The organism is Paenibacillus sp. IHBB 10380, assembly GCF_000949425.1.
In the GTDB taxonomy this organism is placed as follows: Bacteria; Bacillota; Bacilli; order Paenibacillales; family Paenibacillaceae; genus Paenibacillus_AQ.
Map to the genome: position 1 here is coordinate 5,277,343 of NZ_CP010976.1, position 15,713 is coordinate 5,293,055.

Annotated in this window: 16 protein-coding genes and 1 riboswitch; of the genes, 6 read left to right on the forward strand and 10 right to left on the reverse strand. The window is 42.9% G+C overall.

Annotated elements, in window-relative coordinates; genetic code table 11:
- Window positions 1-397: 397 nt before the first annotated feature.
- Entirely contained in the window at window positions 398-1,093 is a 696-nt protein-coding gene (locus tag UB51_RS23885) for a YcnI family copper-binding membrane protein (protein WP_234405494.1), read from the reverse strand.
- Between the two features lie 58 nt (window positions 1,094-1,151).
- Window positions 1,152-2,825 (reverse strand): copper resistance CopC/CopD family protein, encoded by a 1,674-nt coding sequence (locus UB51_RS23890; RefSeq protein ID WP_044879450.1) that lies wholly within the window; start codon window positions 2,823-2,825, stop codon window positions 1,152-1,154.
- A gap of 303 nt (window positions 2,826-3,128) precedes the next feature.
- Here UB51_RS23890 and UB51_RS28605 point away from each other — a divergent pair, with 303 nt between their 5' ends.
- Window positions 3,129-3,296, forward strand: a complete 168-nt coding sequence (locus tag UB51_RS28605) for a hypothetical protein (RefSeq protein WP_199924968.1) — start codon at window positions 3,129-3,131, stop codon at window positions 3,294-3,296.
- Window positions 3,297-3,518: 222 nt separating this feature from the next.
- Here the strand turns inward: UB51_RS28605 and UB51_RS23895 are convergent, their stop codons facing one another.
- Together UB51_RS23895 and UB51_RS23900 are read right to left on the reverse strand one after the other, a co-directional pair.
- Window positions 3,519-4,862 carry a M56 family metallopeptidase gene (locus UB51_RS23895; RefSeq protein WP_044879451.1) on the reverse strand — a complete coding sequence of 448 codons (1,344 nt, stop codon included), beginning with the start codon at window positions 4,860-4,862 and terminating at the stop codon, window positions 3,519-3,521.
- A 69-nt stretch (window positions 4,863-4,931) separates the two neighbouring features.
- Window positions 4,932-5,306: a BlaI/MecI/CopY family transcriptional regulator gene (locus UB51_RS23900; protein WP_044879452.1), complete on the reverse strand. Its 375-nt coding sequence runs from the start codon at window positions 5,304-5,306 to the stop codon at window positions 4,932-4,934.
- A gap of 264 nt (window positions 5,307-5,570) precedes the next feature.
- Here UB51_RS23900 and UB51_RS23905 point away from each other — a divergent pair, with 264 nt between their 5' ends.
- The 4 genes from UB51_RS23905 (at window position 5,571) to nfsA (ending at window position 9,531) form a co-directional block, all read left to right on the forward strand.
- Window positions 5,571-5,939, forward strand: a complete 369-nt coding sequence (locus tag UB51_RS23905) for a metal-sensitive transcriptional regulator (protein WP_445322344.1) — start codon at window positions 5,571-5,573, stop codon at window positions 5,937-5,939.
- Window positions 5,940-5,958: 19 nt separating this feature from the next.
- Window positions 5,959-6,159: a copper ion binding protein gene (locus UB51_RS23910; protein WP_044879453.1), complete on the forward strand. Its 201-nt coding sequence runs from the start codon at window positions 5,959-5,961 to the stop codon at window positions 6,157-6,159.
- Window positions 6,160-6,283: 124 nt separating this feature from the next.
- Window positions 6,284-8,719: a heavy metal translocating P-type ATPase gene (locus UB51_RS23915; RefSeq protein WP_044879454.1), complete on the forward strand. Its 2,436-nt coding sequence runs from the start codon at window positions 6,284-6,286 to the stop codon at window positions 8,717-8,719.
- Window positions 8,720-8,778: 59 nt separating this feature from the next.
- Window positions 8,779-9,531, forward strand: a complete 753-nt coding sequence (gene nfsA, locus UB51_RS23920; RefSeq protein WP_044879455.1) for an oxygen-insensitive NADPH nitroreductase — start codon at window positions 8,779-8,781, stop codon at window positions 9,529-9,531.
- Window positions 9,532-9,623: 92 nt separating this feature from the next.
- Here nfsA and UB51_RS23925 read toward each other — a convergent pair whose 3' ends face one another.
- From UB51_RS23925 to UB51_RS23950, 6 genes are all read right to left on the reverse strand, one after another.
- Complete coding sequence (locus UB51_RS23925) at window positions 9,624-10,454, reverse strand: TatD family hydrolase (RefSeq protein WP_445322389.1); 831 nt, start codon at window positions 10,452-10,454, stop codon at window positions 9,624-9,626.
- Window positions 10,451-11,296: an ABC transporter ATP-binding protein gene (locus UB51_RS23930; protein ID WP_044879456.1), complete on the reverse strand. Its 846-nt coding sequence runs from the start codon at window positions 11,294-11,296 to the stop codon at window positions 10,451-10,453. Before UB51_RS23930 ends, UB51_RS23925 begins: the two co-directional genes overlap by 4 nt.
- A gap of 58 nt (window positions 11,297-11,354) precedes the next feature.
- Window positions 11,355-12,116 carry an ABC transporter permease gene (locus UB51_RS23935; RefSeq protein ID WP_044879457.1) on the reverse strand — a complete coding sequence of 254 codons (762 nt, stop codon included), beginning with the start codon at window positions 12,114-12,116 and terminating at the stop codon, window positions 11,355-11,357.
- Window positions 12,113-12,406, reverse strand: coding sequence for an MTH1187 family thiamine-binding protein (locus UB51_RS23940; protein ID WP_044879458.1), 294 nt, complete (start codon window positions 12,404-12,406; stop codon window positions 12,113-12,115). Before UB51_RS23940 ends, UB51_RS23935 begins: the two co-directional genes overlap by 4 nt.
- A 37-nt stretch (window positions 12,407-12,443) precedes the next feature.
- Window positions 12,444-13,481: an ABC transporter substrate-binding protein gene (locus UB51_RS23945; protein WP_044879459.1), complete on the reverse strand. Its 1,038-nt coding sequence runs from the start codon at window positions 13,479-13,481 to the stop codon at window positions 12,444-12,446.
- A gap of 99 nt (window positions 13,482-13,580) precedes the next feature.
- Window positions 13,581-13,691: riboswitch (TPP riboswitch) on the reverse strand.
- A 68-nt stretch (window positions 13,692-13,759) separates the two neighbouring features.
- Window positions 13,760-14,956 carry an MFS transporter gene (locus UB51_RS23950; RefSeq protein WP_044879460.1) on the reverse strand — a complete coding sequence of 399 codons (1,197 nt, stop codon included), beginning with the start codon at window positions 14,954-14,956 and terminating at the stop codon, window positions 13,760-13,762.
- A gap of 184 nt (window positions 14,957-15,140) precedes the next feature.
- Between UB51_RS23950 and UB51_RS23955 the strand changes: the two genes are divergently transcribed.
- Window positions 15,141-15,560, forward strand: coding sequence for a pyridoxamine 5'-phosphate oxidase family protein (locus UB51_RS23955; RefSeq protein ID WP_044879461.1), 420 nt, complete (start codon window positions 15,141-15,143; stop codon window positions 15,558-15,560).
- Window positions 15,561-15,713 lie beyond the last annotated feature (153 nt).

A 15,713-nucleotide genomic window follows, 5' to 3' on the forward strand; every position in this document is an offset into this window, starting at 1 on the left:
AAAAATTAATGCGTTACTTGAGTTTGTAGAGCATTCATGGTTGGGATTTGGTTGTAAAGGCAAAAGTATATTTCTAATGGCGAGGCCAACGTGGGGGATAGTAATCTTTGATCAACGAATAGCAGAATCTAGATACACAAGACATGTGTGCTCTAGTGTATCTAGATTCCATAAAACAAGATGGGCATATCATTAATAAGACAGGCCTACTTGAGAAGACAAGTGACATCTGGGAAATATAGGAGTGAATATTAGTGATCTACTGGTTTGAGGAGGTTGTTTAAGAGATAAAAAATCATGCGAAATATACCATAATGTACGTTGGTAAACAGAGATTGGGGGCTAATCACCCCCTCCTACTTTATATGTGGGTTGTAGAGAAGCTACGGTTGGGAAGTTATTTTTTTTCGTTTTTAAGTGCCTTAAGTAAAGCTACAATCGATAAGAGGAAGGCTGCAATAGATACAATCAATATAATAATATCCATAATTGAAGAGGAACTCGTTGAACTGGAAGTGTCCGATATGTTAGAAGGTTCTTGATCTGATTCAGATGGTGCAGGTGTTGTCGAGTCATGACCATGAGAATCGTTGTGGGATGCTTCATCGCTGGCTGGTGCTGTAGTGACTTGTGTCATCGAGTGAGGCAATTCGGACTTCTCATCGCCAGTCCATTCTACAATGCTTCCATCGTTATAATATTGAAATGCATCCCAGGCAATGACTTCATCTTCTTTAGGATTCTGGGCAACGAAATTAAATTGTTGAAATTCGCCTGCGGAGATACCATTACCTGTAGCGCTCCATGTAATGGACACTACTTTGCCGGTACTGTCTTTCTCAGTGCTTACTTCCCACTCGGGCACAGGTTGATATTGTTTGAAGTCGACCCCGGCTGGGATTTTGAGTGTAACCTTAGTCGTGGGAATATCCTTCTCGACTGGAATCTTGATGGAATATGTTTCCCAAGCACCGGGGGCAGATGTAGCCGGTTTGACAGTTACGTGAGCGCTGGCAACACCGCTGAATAACAATAAACTTGCAGTAACAGTAACGAATAAGGTGGATAATTTGGACTTTTTAATTTTAATCAAGATAATTTCCTCTTTTCTGATGATTATTATTGAATATTTAAGCATGAAATGTAATGGGTTATTCCGTTCCTACTCGGAAGGTGAAGGTGGTATCCCAGGACTCCAATGAATGAGTTAATACATGAACTTGAGCATTCCATCTTCCCGCTATGCTTATAAGATCCTCTTTACGTAACGGTGTAGAAGGGGTGATCGGAATAATAATCTCATACTTGCCCATATCCATATCTAGCGAAGTAAGGGTAAGCTTAATCTGCTGAACATCTGTGAATTCTTGTCCTGCAGCATTGTGAATATTAACCTCGAAGGTGTTATTCCCTGTTATATTAGGGCTAACCCCGAGAGAGATTCTATACCCATTATCCAGCTTGTGACTTTGATGAATCGGACCGGGGGAACTTAGTCCTGTTGGTATGTTGCTTAGAACGGCTGATAGGACAAGAACAACAACACCTACACTGAGCTCTGACCATATACTTCGGTTTAGTTCCTTATTCATCTGTTTACCACGGAATAAGTTAAACGCGGCCAATCCAATCATAATAAGCAGTAACCCTGATTTCATAAGCAAAATTTGACCGTATAAAGTGTGAAACAATGCATATACCGTAGGTACATGTTGAAAGCTTGCATAGATACCGCTCACAATCAGCAGTGCCACAAGTATCGTTCCCCAGCGAGAGAACGTGCGTATGACCGAGAAATACACTTTCTTTCGATCTGGACGATAGGTGGGTAGAGAAGCTTCACCAGGTAGAATAGCAGCTAATGCCAATAATGAGCCTAACCAGATGGAAACAGCCGATAGATGGACGAAATCCATAAGAATGGATATTACTTGATGTTCTGTTGTGGGTGCATGACCTATGAATGCTTTAGATAAAAGGATACCGAATCCTAATAGCAAGGCTACGAAGGCACCATTTTTTCTGAAGCGTGAGCTTAAATGGTTACGATGAACAACAATCAATGTTCCGCCAACTAGAATGATCAGTACCAATTGAACCATCCACACGGTACCAAAGCTTGTATGAATCATTTGACCTAACCACACTGTGCTCCATACCTTGCTCCACCCGATCCTTGCGTCAATGGTCGTTTGTAATGGAAGACTTAGCAATATGCTCAGAGCAATGCCGAAATACGAAGTCCATAGCAGTCTGCGGCTACGCTGTGGTAAAAGGAAATTTCCTTTTGGGTTGGCCGGATACATGAACAAATAGAAGCTGAGAATGCCCATGAAGAAAGCGATGCTTAAATACAGTAACCAACGAATGGTGATTAAATCTAATCCAGGGAAGTAACTAGAAGTTGTTTTTGTAGAAGGAAGAGGATTCTCACTCTCGTTATTCCCCATCTGAAATTGAAGGGTTCCTTCTATAGGGTGACCATCCCCTGATACTGCCTTCCACACGATAACGTAATTTCCATCAGGTAAATCAGGCTTCACATTAACCTCTAATACGGATGGACGATCTTCTGCTATATGAACATCGTCTAAATCTACACGATCTCCGGCTGAATTGATAACCTGTACGGAATGGAATGCCGGCTGAATAGATTCGTTAAATTGAAGTGTGACCTGAGCCGGAGATTTTGTTAATACTTCGTTATCGGAAGGACTTGATTGTTGAAGAAAAGCATGTGCATAGGTGGGAGTCGGAAGCAGTAATAGGCATATAGCAAACACCACCATAATTCCCATGCACAGTAGCCTTTGAATCTTATTCATATTGCAACACCTTCTCATTAGTACTTAGGAGATTATTTTATCTTGATTATGTGTAAATTGTAATGACTCTAATGGGCTATAGAGGGATACTGGAAGATATGACATTCATTTAGATGACGTAGTAAGTAAGAGTATATGGGAGGATGTCTTTGACTCGGTAGGGTGAGTCCGGCTCTCATGTGCTCAGTCTGTTATATAGCAGGAGGGCAGCGCTTAGGTTGTTTTCACTATAACTCCGTAACCTCTATAATTAGAGAAGAAGATATCGACCAAGTCAAAAACCAATCAGGAGTGATTAAGTTAATGAACCAAGCGGTGTTGGAACGTCGTAGTGTAATCTTGAAAAAGAACATTCATGAAATGATTCTTCAGGATAATCAGAGTGGAATTAGCCACCAAAAGAGTAATTTGTTACAGCATATGATTAAAGAACTTCACCAAACTTCGCATGAAATGAATGCGAGAAGGTAAGTGAAGCAATACCTAATTTTCAATGGCTCTTTATAACGAATATGATATGAATAAGGCTTCGAGTATCCGATTTTGCATTGATTGTCGACTCCTCTTCCCAGATTTAAATAAAAAAATGGCCTTTATTCGCATCATCTGCGAAAAGGCCGTTTTTATTTAAAGGTATCGCTCTAACAAAATACGTTTGTACGCTTATTGCCGTAATGCGCAGTTTTTGGGGTACTACGGGGCCGTTACTTGTGGCCCTACGGAAGAGTCAGCTCCCGATTTTTGTTTGGAAGCTGTTACTTGTGGGCCTACGGAAGAGTCAGCTCTCGATTTTTGTTTGGAAGTTGTTACTTGTGGCCCTACGGAAGAGTCAGCTCTTGATTTCTGTTTGGAAGCTGTTGGTTCTAGCACTGCGGAAGAGTCCGCGTTCGATTTTTGTTTGGAAGCTGTTGGTTCTAGCTCTACAGAAGAGTTAGCGCTTGATTTATCTTTGGAGACTGTTGGTTCTAGCTCTACGGAAGAGTCTACACTCGAATTCTGTTCGGAGGCCGTTGTGCTCGGCAATTGTGTAGGTGTCTGACTGGCTTTGGGATCGGTTAAAGCGCAGCCACTTATGAAGACTAACGTTGCCATTCCAAGGAACGACCAACGATACGAATTTGATTTAAACTGTTTGATCATTTTAATTCTCCTTTGTAGTTGTATTTTGCTTCCTGTAATATTTACGTTTCCTGCAACTTGAACAGGCTGCGAGAAATTTTCCAACAATTTAATGAGTGTATATCCATAATCATGTCTTTTGTCAGGAGTAAGGTAACTGAGTGCAAGAGCGTCGCTTGCGATTTCCTGGTCTTCCCGCATTCGACGATAAGCGTACCAAAGAACTGGATTAAACCAATGAATAATCAGTAAAACATTCATGAACCAATTAATCCCAATGTCGTTTCGTTTGCTGTGAGCCAGTTCATGTAAGAACACATGCTGCAATTGGTCATCACTTAAGCTGTTTAGAATAGTGTGGGGCATAATCAATTGGGGTTTCACCACACCGAAAAGAGTTGGTGTTCCCAAATTATAAGATTCGACAAGAGCAATGGGTTTATTTATCGACATCATTTTTTTACAATGATCGAAAAGCTGCAGTATTCTTACGTTTGTTATCGTAACGGTCTCTTTTTTCAGCTTTTGGGCAAATTTCCTATTGATATGGATTGTGTATGTCCCTAATAAACACACTCCAACTAGCCATATAAACAATACATATCGGTAAATAGATTGTGCAGTAGTTTCCGGTGCAACAGCACTTGTAAGTAGTTCTTCCTGATTAACTTGTACAACCGATTGAACTGAGTCCGTATTACCGATCCAATTATAAATACTGAATTCGCTCTCTGGGCTCCATGGCAGAATTAATCGTACAATAACCAACAGCCACATTAAGTAATGCCATCTTGGTTTCAGACGATGCTTAAGCATGTACTGCATCATTACAATCAGTACAACCAAAACACTTGCCATGGCCGAGACAGACCATACCCAATCAAAGAGATTAATCAGGTGTTCGGTTATTCTAGTCACATTCACCCTTCCCTTTCCTTAATCGAGTCAAAGATTTAACGCCAACTACAATGCCAATCCGCAAATGATTTATTCTGTTTTGTCGTCAAGGATGTTTTTTAATTCTTTAATATCTTCCGGAGATAGCTGTTCTTCTTTCAAAAAGTTAACAAGCAACGGCTTAAATGCGCCGCCGTAGATTCTTTTTAGGAAGGACTTGGTCTCGGACTTTACACATTCGTCTTCGGATACTAACGGGAAATAAGCATATACCCTGTTTTTTTGTGAATAGGAAATGGCTTGTTTTTGAGCTAATCTGTTTAAAAGCGTTCTTATTGTATTAGGTTTCCAATCCGTTTGACCTTCTAAAGCCTCAATCACTTCGTTTGCCGTGCATGGTGTTTTTGCCCAGAGAATTTTCATTACTTCCCATTCCGCATCGGATATATGGGGAACATTTTTCACTGGTTTACCTCCTAACCTTTATTGACTACAAATGTAATACTACATGTGTAATACTCAGTTGTCAAATACATAATCAAATGATGAATCCTAAGCTGCTCTCTCCGTCAAAGGTGCTTTGAGCAATGAGGCTCTGAGTAGGGAGAATAAAAAAACGACTCTGAAGAAAAATAATAAAATAAGTGGACAGTTAAAATACTTGATATACCCATGGGGGGTATGATAAGATGAGGTTACATCCTAGGATGTGTAGATGGAGCAGGAGGTATGTCCATGGAAATGGGTAATGAAGGTAATACATCGGAACAGCCGAAGACTCCTGAAATTGAGGCCGATCATTGTCATACAGATGCTACTGAGAGACATAGCCATCACTCAGATCAGACCAAGAGTAACCTCATAACTCGCTTAAATCGTATTGAGGGCCAAATTCGTGGTATTAAAGGAATGATTGAGAAGGATACGTATTGTGATGACGTGCTTAATCAGATTGCAGCCAGTCAAGCAGCATTAAATGGTGTAGGTAAATTATTGCTTGAAGGACATATGAAGAGTTGTGTCGTGGAGCGTATTGAAGCCGGCGATCATGATGTTATTGACGAACTACTGAAGACGGTAAACAAATTAATGAAATGAACATTAGGAGGAAATGAATATGCAACAAGCAACGTTAAAAGTGGAAGGTATGTCTTGTAACCATTGTTTGAACGCAGTAGAAGGAGCAGTTAAGAGTGTGGGTGCGGTTGGTAAGGTTAACCTAGAACTCAAGAATGTGACTGTTGAATATGATGATACTAAAGTAAATTTGGACACGATCAAGGAAGCCATTGTTAATCAAGGGTATGATGTAGTTTAATTCAATTAGAGGTGCGGGTAGAGGATTGTATAATTCCGATAACCGCGCATTTTTTTAATGTTATTATACCCTATGGGGGTATTATACTATAAATGGTGAATCCTCAAAAAAGGGAGAGCGTGAGATGACAAATTCTCAAAAGACGGGTGAAAAGCAAGTTTCGTTGCAAATTACGGGTATGACTTGCGCCGCATGTGCGACCAGGATTGAAAAGGGCTTAAGTCGGATGGAAGGGATAGCGGGAGCTAACGTGAATTTGGCGTTAGAGCAGGCCTCGGTCACCTTTGATTCTAACCAAGTAGATATACAGACTATTGAGCAAAAAATTGAGTCTCTTGGCTATGGGACTTTAAAGGAAACGATGGATTTCGAGATTACGGGCATGACCTGTGCCGCATGTTCAACTCGGATTGAAAAAGGGCTTAACAGGATGGAAGGCATTACTCAAGCCAATGTGAATCTAGCTCTCGAAACGGCTCATGTTGAATTTGCTCCTGGGCAAATAACGGTTAAAGAAATAGTAAATAAGGTAGAGCAACTTGGCTATAAAGCTATTCCGAAGGAGGAAGCGAGCGATACAGCCGATCTGCGTCAACGAGAAATGAATCGGAAGAAATGGAAATGGATCATCTCCTCGTTGCTTTCATTACCTTTACTTTGGGCAATGGTAGGTCATTTCTCATTTACTTCATGGATTCCCGCTCCATCATTGTTCATGAATCCATGGTTCCAGCTTGTTCTGGCCACACCTGTACAGTTCATTATTGGCGGTCAATTCTACATTGGCGCTTACAAGGCACTGCGTAATCGTAGCGCTAATATGGACGTATTAGTGGCCTTAGGGACATCGGCAGCTTATTTCTATAGTCTGTATCTCACGATAGATTCATTGAGTATGGCGATGAACCATCAAGTAGAGATGTACTATGAGACAAGCAGTGTCCTTATTACGTTGATCTTAGTGGGCAAGTGGTTCGAAGCTGTAGCGAAGGGGAGATCCTCGGAAGCGATTAAGAGCTTGATGGGATTACAGGCTAAGACGGCTTTAGTTGTTCGTAATGGGGAAGAGATCAGTATTTCTATGGAAGACGTTGTGGTTGGCGATATCATTATCGTGAAGCCAGGTGAGAAGATACCCGTCGATGGTAAGGTGATTGAGGGGATTTCTTCTATAGATGAATCTATGCTTACCGGTGAAAGTATACCTGTAGAGAAGAATATTGGCGATCCTGTGATTGGAGCTACACTGAACAAGAATGGTATGCTACGTATACAAGCGACTAAAGTCGGTAGAGAAACAGCGCTTGCTCAGATTATAAAGGTCGTAGAAGAAGCGCAAGGATCGAAAGCGCCTATTCAGAGAATTGCTGATGTGATCTCAGGTATCTTCGTACCGATTGTAGTGGCGATAGCAGTCATTACGTTCCTTGTGTGGTATTTGGTTGTGGAGCAGGGACAATTCTCTAGTGCGCTAGAGAAAGCCATTGCGGTGCTCGTCATTGCCTGTCCATGTGCGCTAGGTCTAGCAACACCAACTTCTATTATGGCTGGCTCGGGCAGAGCTGCGGAATATGGCATTCTTTTTAAAGGTGGAGAGCATCTAGAATTGGCACAAGGAATTGAAGTCGTTGTACTGGATAAGACTGGCACAGTGACTCATGGTAAACCTGTCTTAACAGATGTCTTACCTGCGGACAGCATGACAGAAAGTGCCCTTCTTCGGATGACTGCTGCTGTAGAGAAGCATTCTGAGCATCCACTAGCGGATGCTATCGTTCAGGGGGCTCTTCTTCGAAGTAATGGCTTAGAACTTCCTGTGGCGAAGCAATTTGAGAATGTTCCTGGATATGGTGTGAAGGCTTTTGTTGATGGTCGTAAAATGCTAGTAGGCACACGTAAACTAATGGCTGAGAATGGAATTGATCTAGGTACAGCAAGTGAAACGATGAATCAACTTGAAACGGATGGAAAGACAGCCATGCTCGTATCTATTGACGGTAAATATGCAGGAATTATAGCTGTGGCGGATACAATTAAGGAGACTTCTAAAGCGGCAGTGTCTAGGCTGCAAAGCATGGGCATTGAAGTCGTTATGATCACGGGGGATAACAAACGAACAGCTAAGGCGATTGCTGATCAGGCTGGAATTAAGTCTGTGCTTGCAGAAGTTCTACCCGAAGGTAAGGCTGAGGAAGTGAAGAAGTTACAGCAGGGTGGGAAAGTCATTGCTATGGTAGGTGATGGGATTAATGACGCACCAGCCTTAGCGACTGCTGATGTTGGAATGGCGGTTGGTACAGGTACAGATGTAGCGATGGAAGCTGCTGATGTGACATTGATGCGTGGTGATCTGAACGCAGTAGCAGATGCTATTGTGATGAGCCGTAGAACGATGAGTAACATTAAGCAGAATTTATTCTGGGCACTGGGATATAATGCAATAGGAATCCCAATAGCAGCTGCAGGATTTCTAGCACCGTGGCTTGCGGGGGCAGCTATGGCATTCAGTTCAGTCTCCGTTGTTCTGAACGCTCTCCGTCTACAACGTGTGAAGTTGTGAGATTCTCCTTGTTCATTCTTAAGTAGTATTTAATTGAAACAATCAGGAGTGATGGAGTTATGAGCAATGATGTAAACGAAACTCTTGCTTTACTAATGAATCATCGGTCTATTCGCGCTTATAAAGATACCCCAGTCAGTCAAGGTCAGCTTGCATCGATTGTGGCTGCGGGTCAAATGGCTTCGACCTCAAGTAATGTACAGGCGTACTCCGTTATTGCTGTGACAGATCCAGAGCTCAAGAGCAAGCTTGCGAAATTAGCGGGTAATCAGGTCTATATTGAGCAATGCCCCGTGTTTCTTGTGTGGTGCGCGGATTTATATCGGTTAAAAAAGACGTCAGAACCGTATCTTGGAGATACATCCTTCGAGGACTCTACAGAGAATTTCATTGTTGCTACTGTAGATACAACCCTTGCTGCACAGAATGCCGCTGTCGCCGCTGAATCGTTGGGACTTGGCATCGTCTATATTGGTGGTATTCGTAATCAAATTGCGGAGGTGTCTGAATTGCTCGGGCTACCTGAGCTGGTATATCCTTTATTCGGCATGTGTATCGGATACCCTGAACAGGAGCCGGGATTGCGTCCAAGACTTCCGATGAAGGCAGTTCTGCATATGAATGGATATTCTAAAGAGCAGAGCGTGGAAGAGGCTAAGGCTTATGATGCTACCACAAAGCAATACTTATTAGAAAGAACCAACGGTCAGAATGATGCCACTTGGTCGCAAATGATGGCAAAGCGATTGGCAGAGCCAACTCGCATGCATATGAAAGACTTTTTAGATAGCAAGGGATTCATGCAACAATGACAGTTGGGGATACAAAAGGATAAAATAGACTAATCACCCCAAGCCATCCTTCAAAAGGGTGGCTTTTTATGTGTACGGTTATATGGACGAATTTATAGCTTGTAGAATCGCCGTGTATTGTCATACATCAATTTACGGGCTTTACTCACGGGCAGACCTTGTAATTGGCTCCATTTCTCGATAACCGTTGACACCATCTCCGGATGGGTCATTTGACCGCTAAAGGGACCCTCGAAGGGCCAAGGTCCATCCGTCTCTGCCATGACTTGATCTTTGGGATATAGTCTGGCTAATTCTTGGATTTCTGGTTCGTAGACGATATCAGGGGTGAATGAAATATAATATCCGTTATGAATCATTCGCTCTACGGTGTTCGCAGATCCCTTGAACCAATGGAAGTGTGCACGAGTGACATTATACTGTTCTAATAAGTTACAAGCAATATCAGCATCTTCATATACCGCGTGCAGTATAATAGGCTTCTTGTGAATGCTGGCAAAAGAAATAAAGCGCTCCAGAAGAGTTACATAGGCCGCATGATTAAAGGAGAGGCCTGCCTCCTGCGCTTCTAGTCTAGAATAATACGGTAGCCCGACTTCACCCACGGCGACCATCTGTTTCAAATGTTCCTCCATAAATGAGAACAACTGAAGGATCTCCTCTTCTAGTGGTAGTGGTTGTTCCGGATGGAAGCCGAAGGCTGGGTGAATAAGTGAGGGATACTTCTGAGCCAGCTTTAGATTATATTGACTCGATTGCTGATGCATGGAGACTGCAATTACAGCGGCAATGGAGGGACTTAAGCTTGTAAGTAGAGCATGTTGTTGCTCTTCCGTATAGGTATCAAGGTGAATATGGGCATCAATGAAGGGAGCGAGTGAGGCATCGTCTGCGATCCGTTGGTCATTATGATTGTTCATCATAGCATTCCCTTCAATCGTTGCATTTTTTGTTGCTCCTCCCGCATCCATTGAGAAAGCTCACGTTTTAGCTTGAGGAAGTTGGGATCATCGGTCATCTCTTCTTTACGTGGACGTGAAAAAGGGACATCTACGGCATGTAGTACAGCAGCAGGTCTACTGGAGAATACGTATATACGGTTTGAGAGAAGGAGTGCCTCCTCAATATTATGGGTGATGAATAGTACAGAGCGTCTACTTTCCTCCCAAATATCAAGTAGCCAACGTTGCATATCACTTCGAGTTAGGGCGTCTAACGCGCTGAAGGGCTCATCCAGACACATCAGTTCTTGAGGGCTAAGAAGTGCACGTAGAAAGGCTACTCGTTGCTGCATCCCCCCAGATAACATATGCGGATAGGCGTTCTCAAATCCAGTCAGTCCTACTTTGGAGATCCAATGACGTGCTTCTTCCCGAGCTTGATTCTTTGGAATTCCGTTTACTTCCTGAGCTAAGATGACGTTATCTTCAATGGTTCGCCAAGGAAATAGGGCAGGCTGTTGCGGCATGTAGCTGACAAGGCCCTTTTTACCTGTCACCTCGCGGCCGTTCATTCGTATCGTTCCCGTCTCCGGTTGAACGACACCGCCAATAATATGAAAAAGGGTACTCTTCCCACACCCCGATGGACCAATAATGGATACGAACTCGCCAGGGGCAACGGTTAGAGAAATCTTATCTAGCACGGGGAGGTTCTGTTTACGTCCGCTGAACCCCTTGATAATATTGTGAACTTCTAAGGCTGGTGGCGTAGCGGGTAGATCTTGGTGTTGAATACTGTTTATTTGCTGTATTTGCTGTTCCATGACTAGGTGCACACTCCTTTCGCGAATTAAGATGCGAGTTCTTTTTATCCTAAGTTCACTAACGATCTTGACGTGGACTCCAGCGTACGAGTCCTTTCTCTAATAGGACAATGGCTGTATGCATAAATAGGCTGAGAATAACGATAATGGAAATACTTAAGAACATACGATCGGTACGGTAGCTAGCTTTTTGAAGCATCATATAGTAGCCAATACCTTTGTCAGAGCCAACCCACTCGGCAATGACTGCGCCCATAACACTGTACGTTGCCGCGATACGTATCCCTGAGAACATAGAAGGAAGGGCATGTGGAAGCTCTAGCTTGGTAAATATTTGACCTTTGGTAGCCCCGATCATTCGCATATATTCCAGCATCGTTCGATCTGCTTGTCTGAGCCCATCCATTGCAGCGACAGCTACAGGAAAGAAGCAAACGAGTGTAATGAGAATAAACTTAGGAAGTAGGCCAAAACCGAACCAAATCATAAGTAGTGGGGCAAGGGCGATGGTAGGGATATTTTGACTCAATATGAGAAGTGGATAAAGGGCAGAATGAAGAAAAGGAATTCTATGTAACACGAAGGCGATCACAAGCCCCACGGTTGTTCCAATAGCAAATCCACCTAAGGTGAGTTTTACTGTAGCTAGAGCGTGTTCCCATAATCTTGCGGATTCAGCGGAAGCCTCATGTGCAATATCTGATGGAGCTGGGAGAATCCAATCTTCGATGTTAAAGAGTGAAGTACTGAGCTGCCATGCCGTCAAAAAGATAAGGACCGCCACTAAGGGCGGCCACACTTTGTTCCATATCAAGCTCATGGACGATATTTCTCCGTTAATTTACCCATGCTTATACCTTTTGGATTGTGGGCTATTTTAATTTGAGAGATGACACTAGGGCTACCTGCGGCTATAAGCGCTTCATGCATATTCTTAACAATACTCAGCAACTCATCCAGCTCGCCTTCCATAGTGGTCTCTAGAGGATGAACCTCATGCTTAATACCGGATTGTTGTATGACTTCAATGGCGCGATCTACATAAGGAATAGAATCTTCATTATTGGGTGTCTTAGGGATTACTTGAATGCTTAGTAAAGTATTAGCCATGGTGATATCATCCTTTCAAAGTGAGGGTGTAGTCTTATTATTTTGCCTGAGGTAGAAAGTCATTCGTATAAGCACTTTCTATCTCTAATGGTTTATCCAGAAGCTTATGTTTGTACATCCAAGCGGAATATCCTTGCCATATTTCGGCTTTCTGTTCTCCCCAATTCTCAGCATCGTCTTTATAGAGTGGACTGAGCCATTTCTGACTAGCGAGTACTAGCTCTTTGTCCAGATCGGGTACAGAACTACTAAGAATTGCAGCAGCAGCTTCAGGTTTATCAATCGCATACTGATACCCTTTGGACGTTGCACGCATGAAAGCTTTTACGAGTTCGGGGTCATCTGTAATCTGTTTCTCATTCGTCACAATGACGGGTGTGTAATAATCAAGCTCCTTAGCGTAGTCTTTCACATACAACATATCAAGCGGCTCTCCACGAAGCTCCGCTTCAACTCCTGTCCATGCATAGAAGATCCATGCGAAATCAATATCACGCTTCACAGCTGTAAAGTAATCAGCCTCGCCCATATTCACTATTTTAACCTTCTTAACATCGCCTTTATCATTCTCCATGATAGAGTTCATTACAGCCTCTTCTACTGGAGAACCCCATCCCCCGTAAGTCTTGCCTTCGAATGCCTTCGGAGTCTTAATATTGCGATCCACAGGTGCAGCAAATCCAGAAGTGTTATGTTGTATTACTGCCGCAATGGACACAAGGGGTACACCTTGGATGCGTGCCTGGGTGACTGCTTCTTGATAGCTAATGCCAAAAGGGATGGCTCCCGATGCCACCATCGTATCCGATCCTCCAGCACCAGGCTGAATGATCTCAACGTTTAATCCTTCTGCTTCATAATAGCCTTGATCCTTAGCTACATAGAGTCCAGTATGATTCGTATTAGGAGTCCAATCCAGAACAACTTTAACATCCTTTAATGTCTTAGGTGTGGATGGAGTCTCACCTGCTGGTGTCGCTGCTTGTTGATTCGTTTCGTTGTTGCGGGTTGCTCCGCATCCTGCTACGACTAGTATGAGCATACATACGAGAAGTAACGTTCCTAACTTTCTCATTTCTTTCTCTCCCCTTTTGTGAAATACACTGTGTTATTGTGCAACAAAAAAAAGCGCCCCGTAATCGGGACGCATATGGGCGCAAGATAGATATATGGATGAACCATATCGGCTAGTTCCTACGCTGGCATTATCCAGATCAGGTATAAGGGTCAGTGTCTTGTGGGACACACTCTCAGCCGGCCAATTCCAGCACCCCTGTACTTATGAAATTAGATCATTTCAATGAGTATTATAGTCTACAAAGGAAGAGGTGTCCAGTAACTCTGACATGCTGACTAATGATATCCCTGAACTGTCTGATCATATCTATGTTGAGCTCTAAATGCAGCTATACTGAGCAGGAACAGACCTACGGTGAACACAGCAAGCATACCAGCCGTTTGGTTAACCACTAGATGATCCATACACCAGCCAATGATTAAGGGAAGGACAGCACCACCTACACCTCCAGCGGCAATTAGAATGCTTGTGGTTGACTCCTCTGTACCGGGCATAAGCTTGTTAGCAAATACTAACGTTATGGAGAAAAGACCCGACATGAATAGACCCAGTAGTGTGATAACGGTAAAAGCAGACCAGATCTGATTCGTGAATGGGAAAAGAGTAAGTAGGATGAGGGCGGATAGACTACTTATAAGTACATAGGAACGGTAGCGTATTTTCTCTGCTATATATCCTGCAAATAGGCGACCGATTGACATTGCAATCCAAAAGAAGGTGACACTAAGTGCAGCCCCTGCTTTGTCCATACTCATCTTCTCTACAAGCATAGATGGCATGAAGTTGGCTAAGCTCATTTCTACGCCAACATATAGAAAGAAGAAGACAACAAATATCGCTAGCGTTCGTTTTTGGCCCTTGTGATACACCGCTACTTTGGGTTGCTTCGGCTGTTGAGGGCTTACGTTTCGTGCATTCAATATGGAGTCTAACGCTCCAAAAGAACCCTTAGCCCAGAATATAAATGTAATGAGGGCAAAGAGGGAGACGACAAGGAATGACCAGCGCCACCAGCCAAAGTAGATCATACCGCTAGCTAGGAGTGGCATAAGCATAGCACCTACGCCGAAGAATACTTCGAGCCTGCTCATGGCTACAGCGGTCTGATGGGTAACCCCTGTGATAATGATGGTTCCGATGACAGCCTCGATCATTCCGAACCCAAATCCTGCGACAATTCCTGTGACATACATCCATTCCCAAGGCGGAAGGAGGGTGTATACGGATTCGGCAATAAAAAGTGCAACTAGGGCAAGAAGGAGACTACCCTTTTTGCCGAGACGGCGGTTTAACCATGGGGAGAGCATCACGCCACCTAAGAAACCGGCAAACTGAGCAAAGATCAGCTGTCCGCCTTCACTGTATTCACGATCATAATGCTCCAGAATGACTGGGAGCACAGAACCAAGTACGACATGTGCCAAACCAATTAAGAAATAAGACAAACAACCAATCCAAATTAAGCGTTTCATAGATGAATTTAAGCTCCTTTTCAAGACAATAGACCTATCCATCATACCCTAATATGAAGCTGTTCGTCATAGTAAAGTCACAACGTATGATAAAGAGGAGATGGGTTGAAAATAGTAGAGATGGGTACATTACTCATACGTGTGTTTTATCACTCAAATAAGAAAAGGAAGAGGTTATGACATCATGTTAGATAAAACTAGAATAGAACAGGAAATTGTCAAAGCATTGGATCACAATAAAATTTGCTCGTTTGCTACGATAGAGGGGAATAAACCGAAACAAAGGTATATGGTATTGTTTAATGAAGGGTTAAGCTTACACTTGGCTACGAACCGCCAAACACATAAAGTTGAAGAGTTAGAGGAAAATCCCCATGTGTCCTTGTTAGTGGGTTATGAAATAGGTGGAAGTAAGGATGTTATAGAGATCGAAGGGATCTGTTCTATATGTACGGATGAAAGTCTACGAGAAAAGGTATGGAGTCCTGAACTTGAGAAATGGTTTACAGGACCCAATGATCCCAATTATGTCATTTTAGATATTAAACCGACTCGTATGGCGTATACAGGTCAAGATAATGATAAGCGTGAATGGATCGTATAAACCCCCTGTGAATTGAGATTTTATAGATGGTTCAAGAGTGCTAATGTAATGCCTGAGGCAGGGTCTCAGGCATTGTTTGTTATGCGAGATAAATATATCTCTTTATTTTTAAGATGACTCGATATAAACTTAGGGGGGACTAAGTAATACATA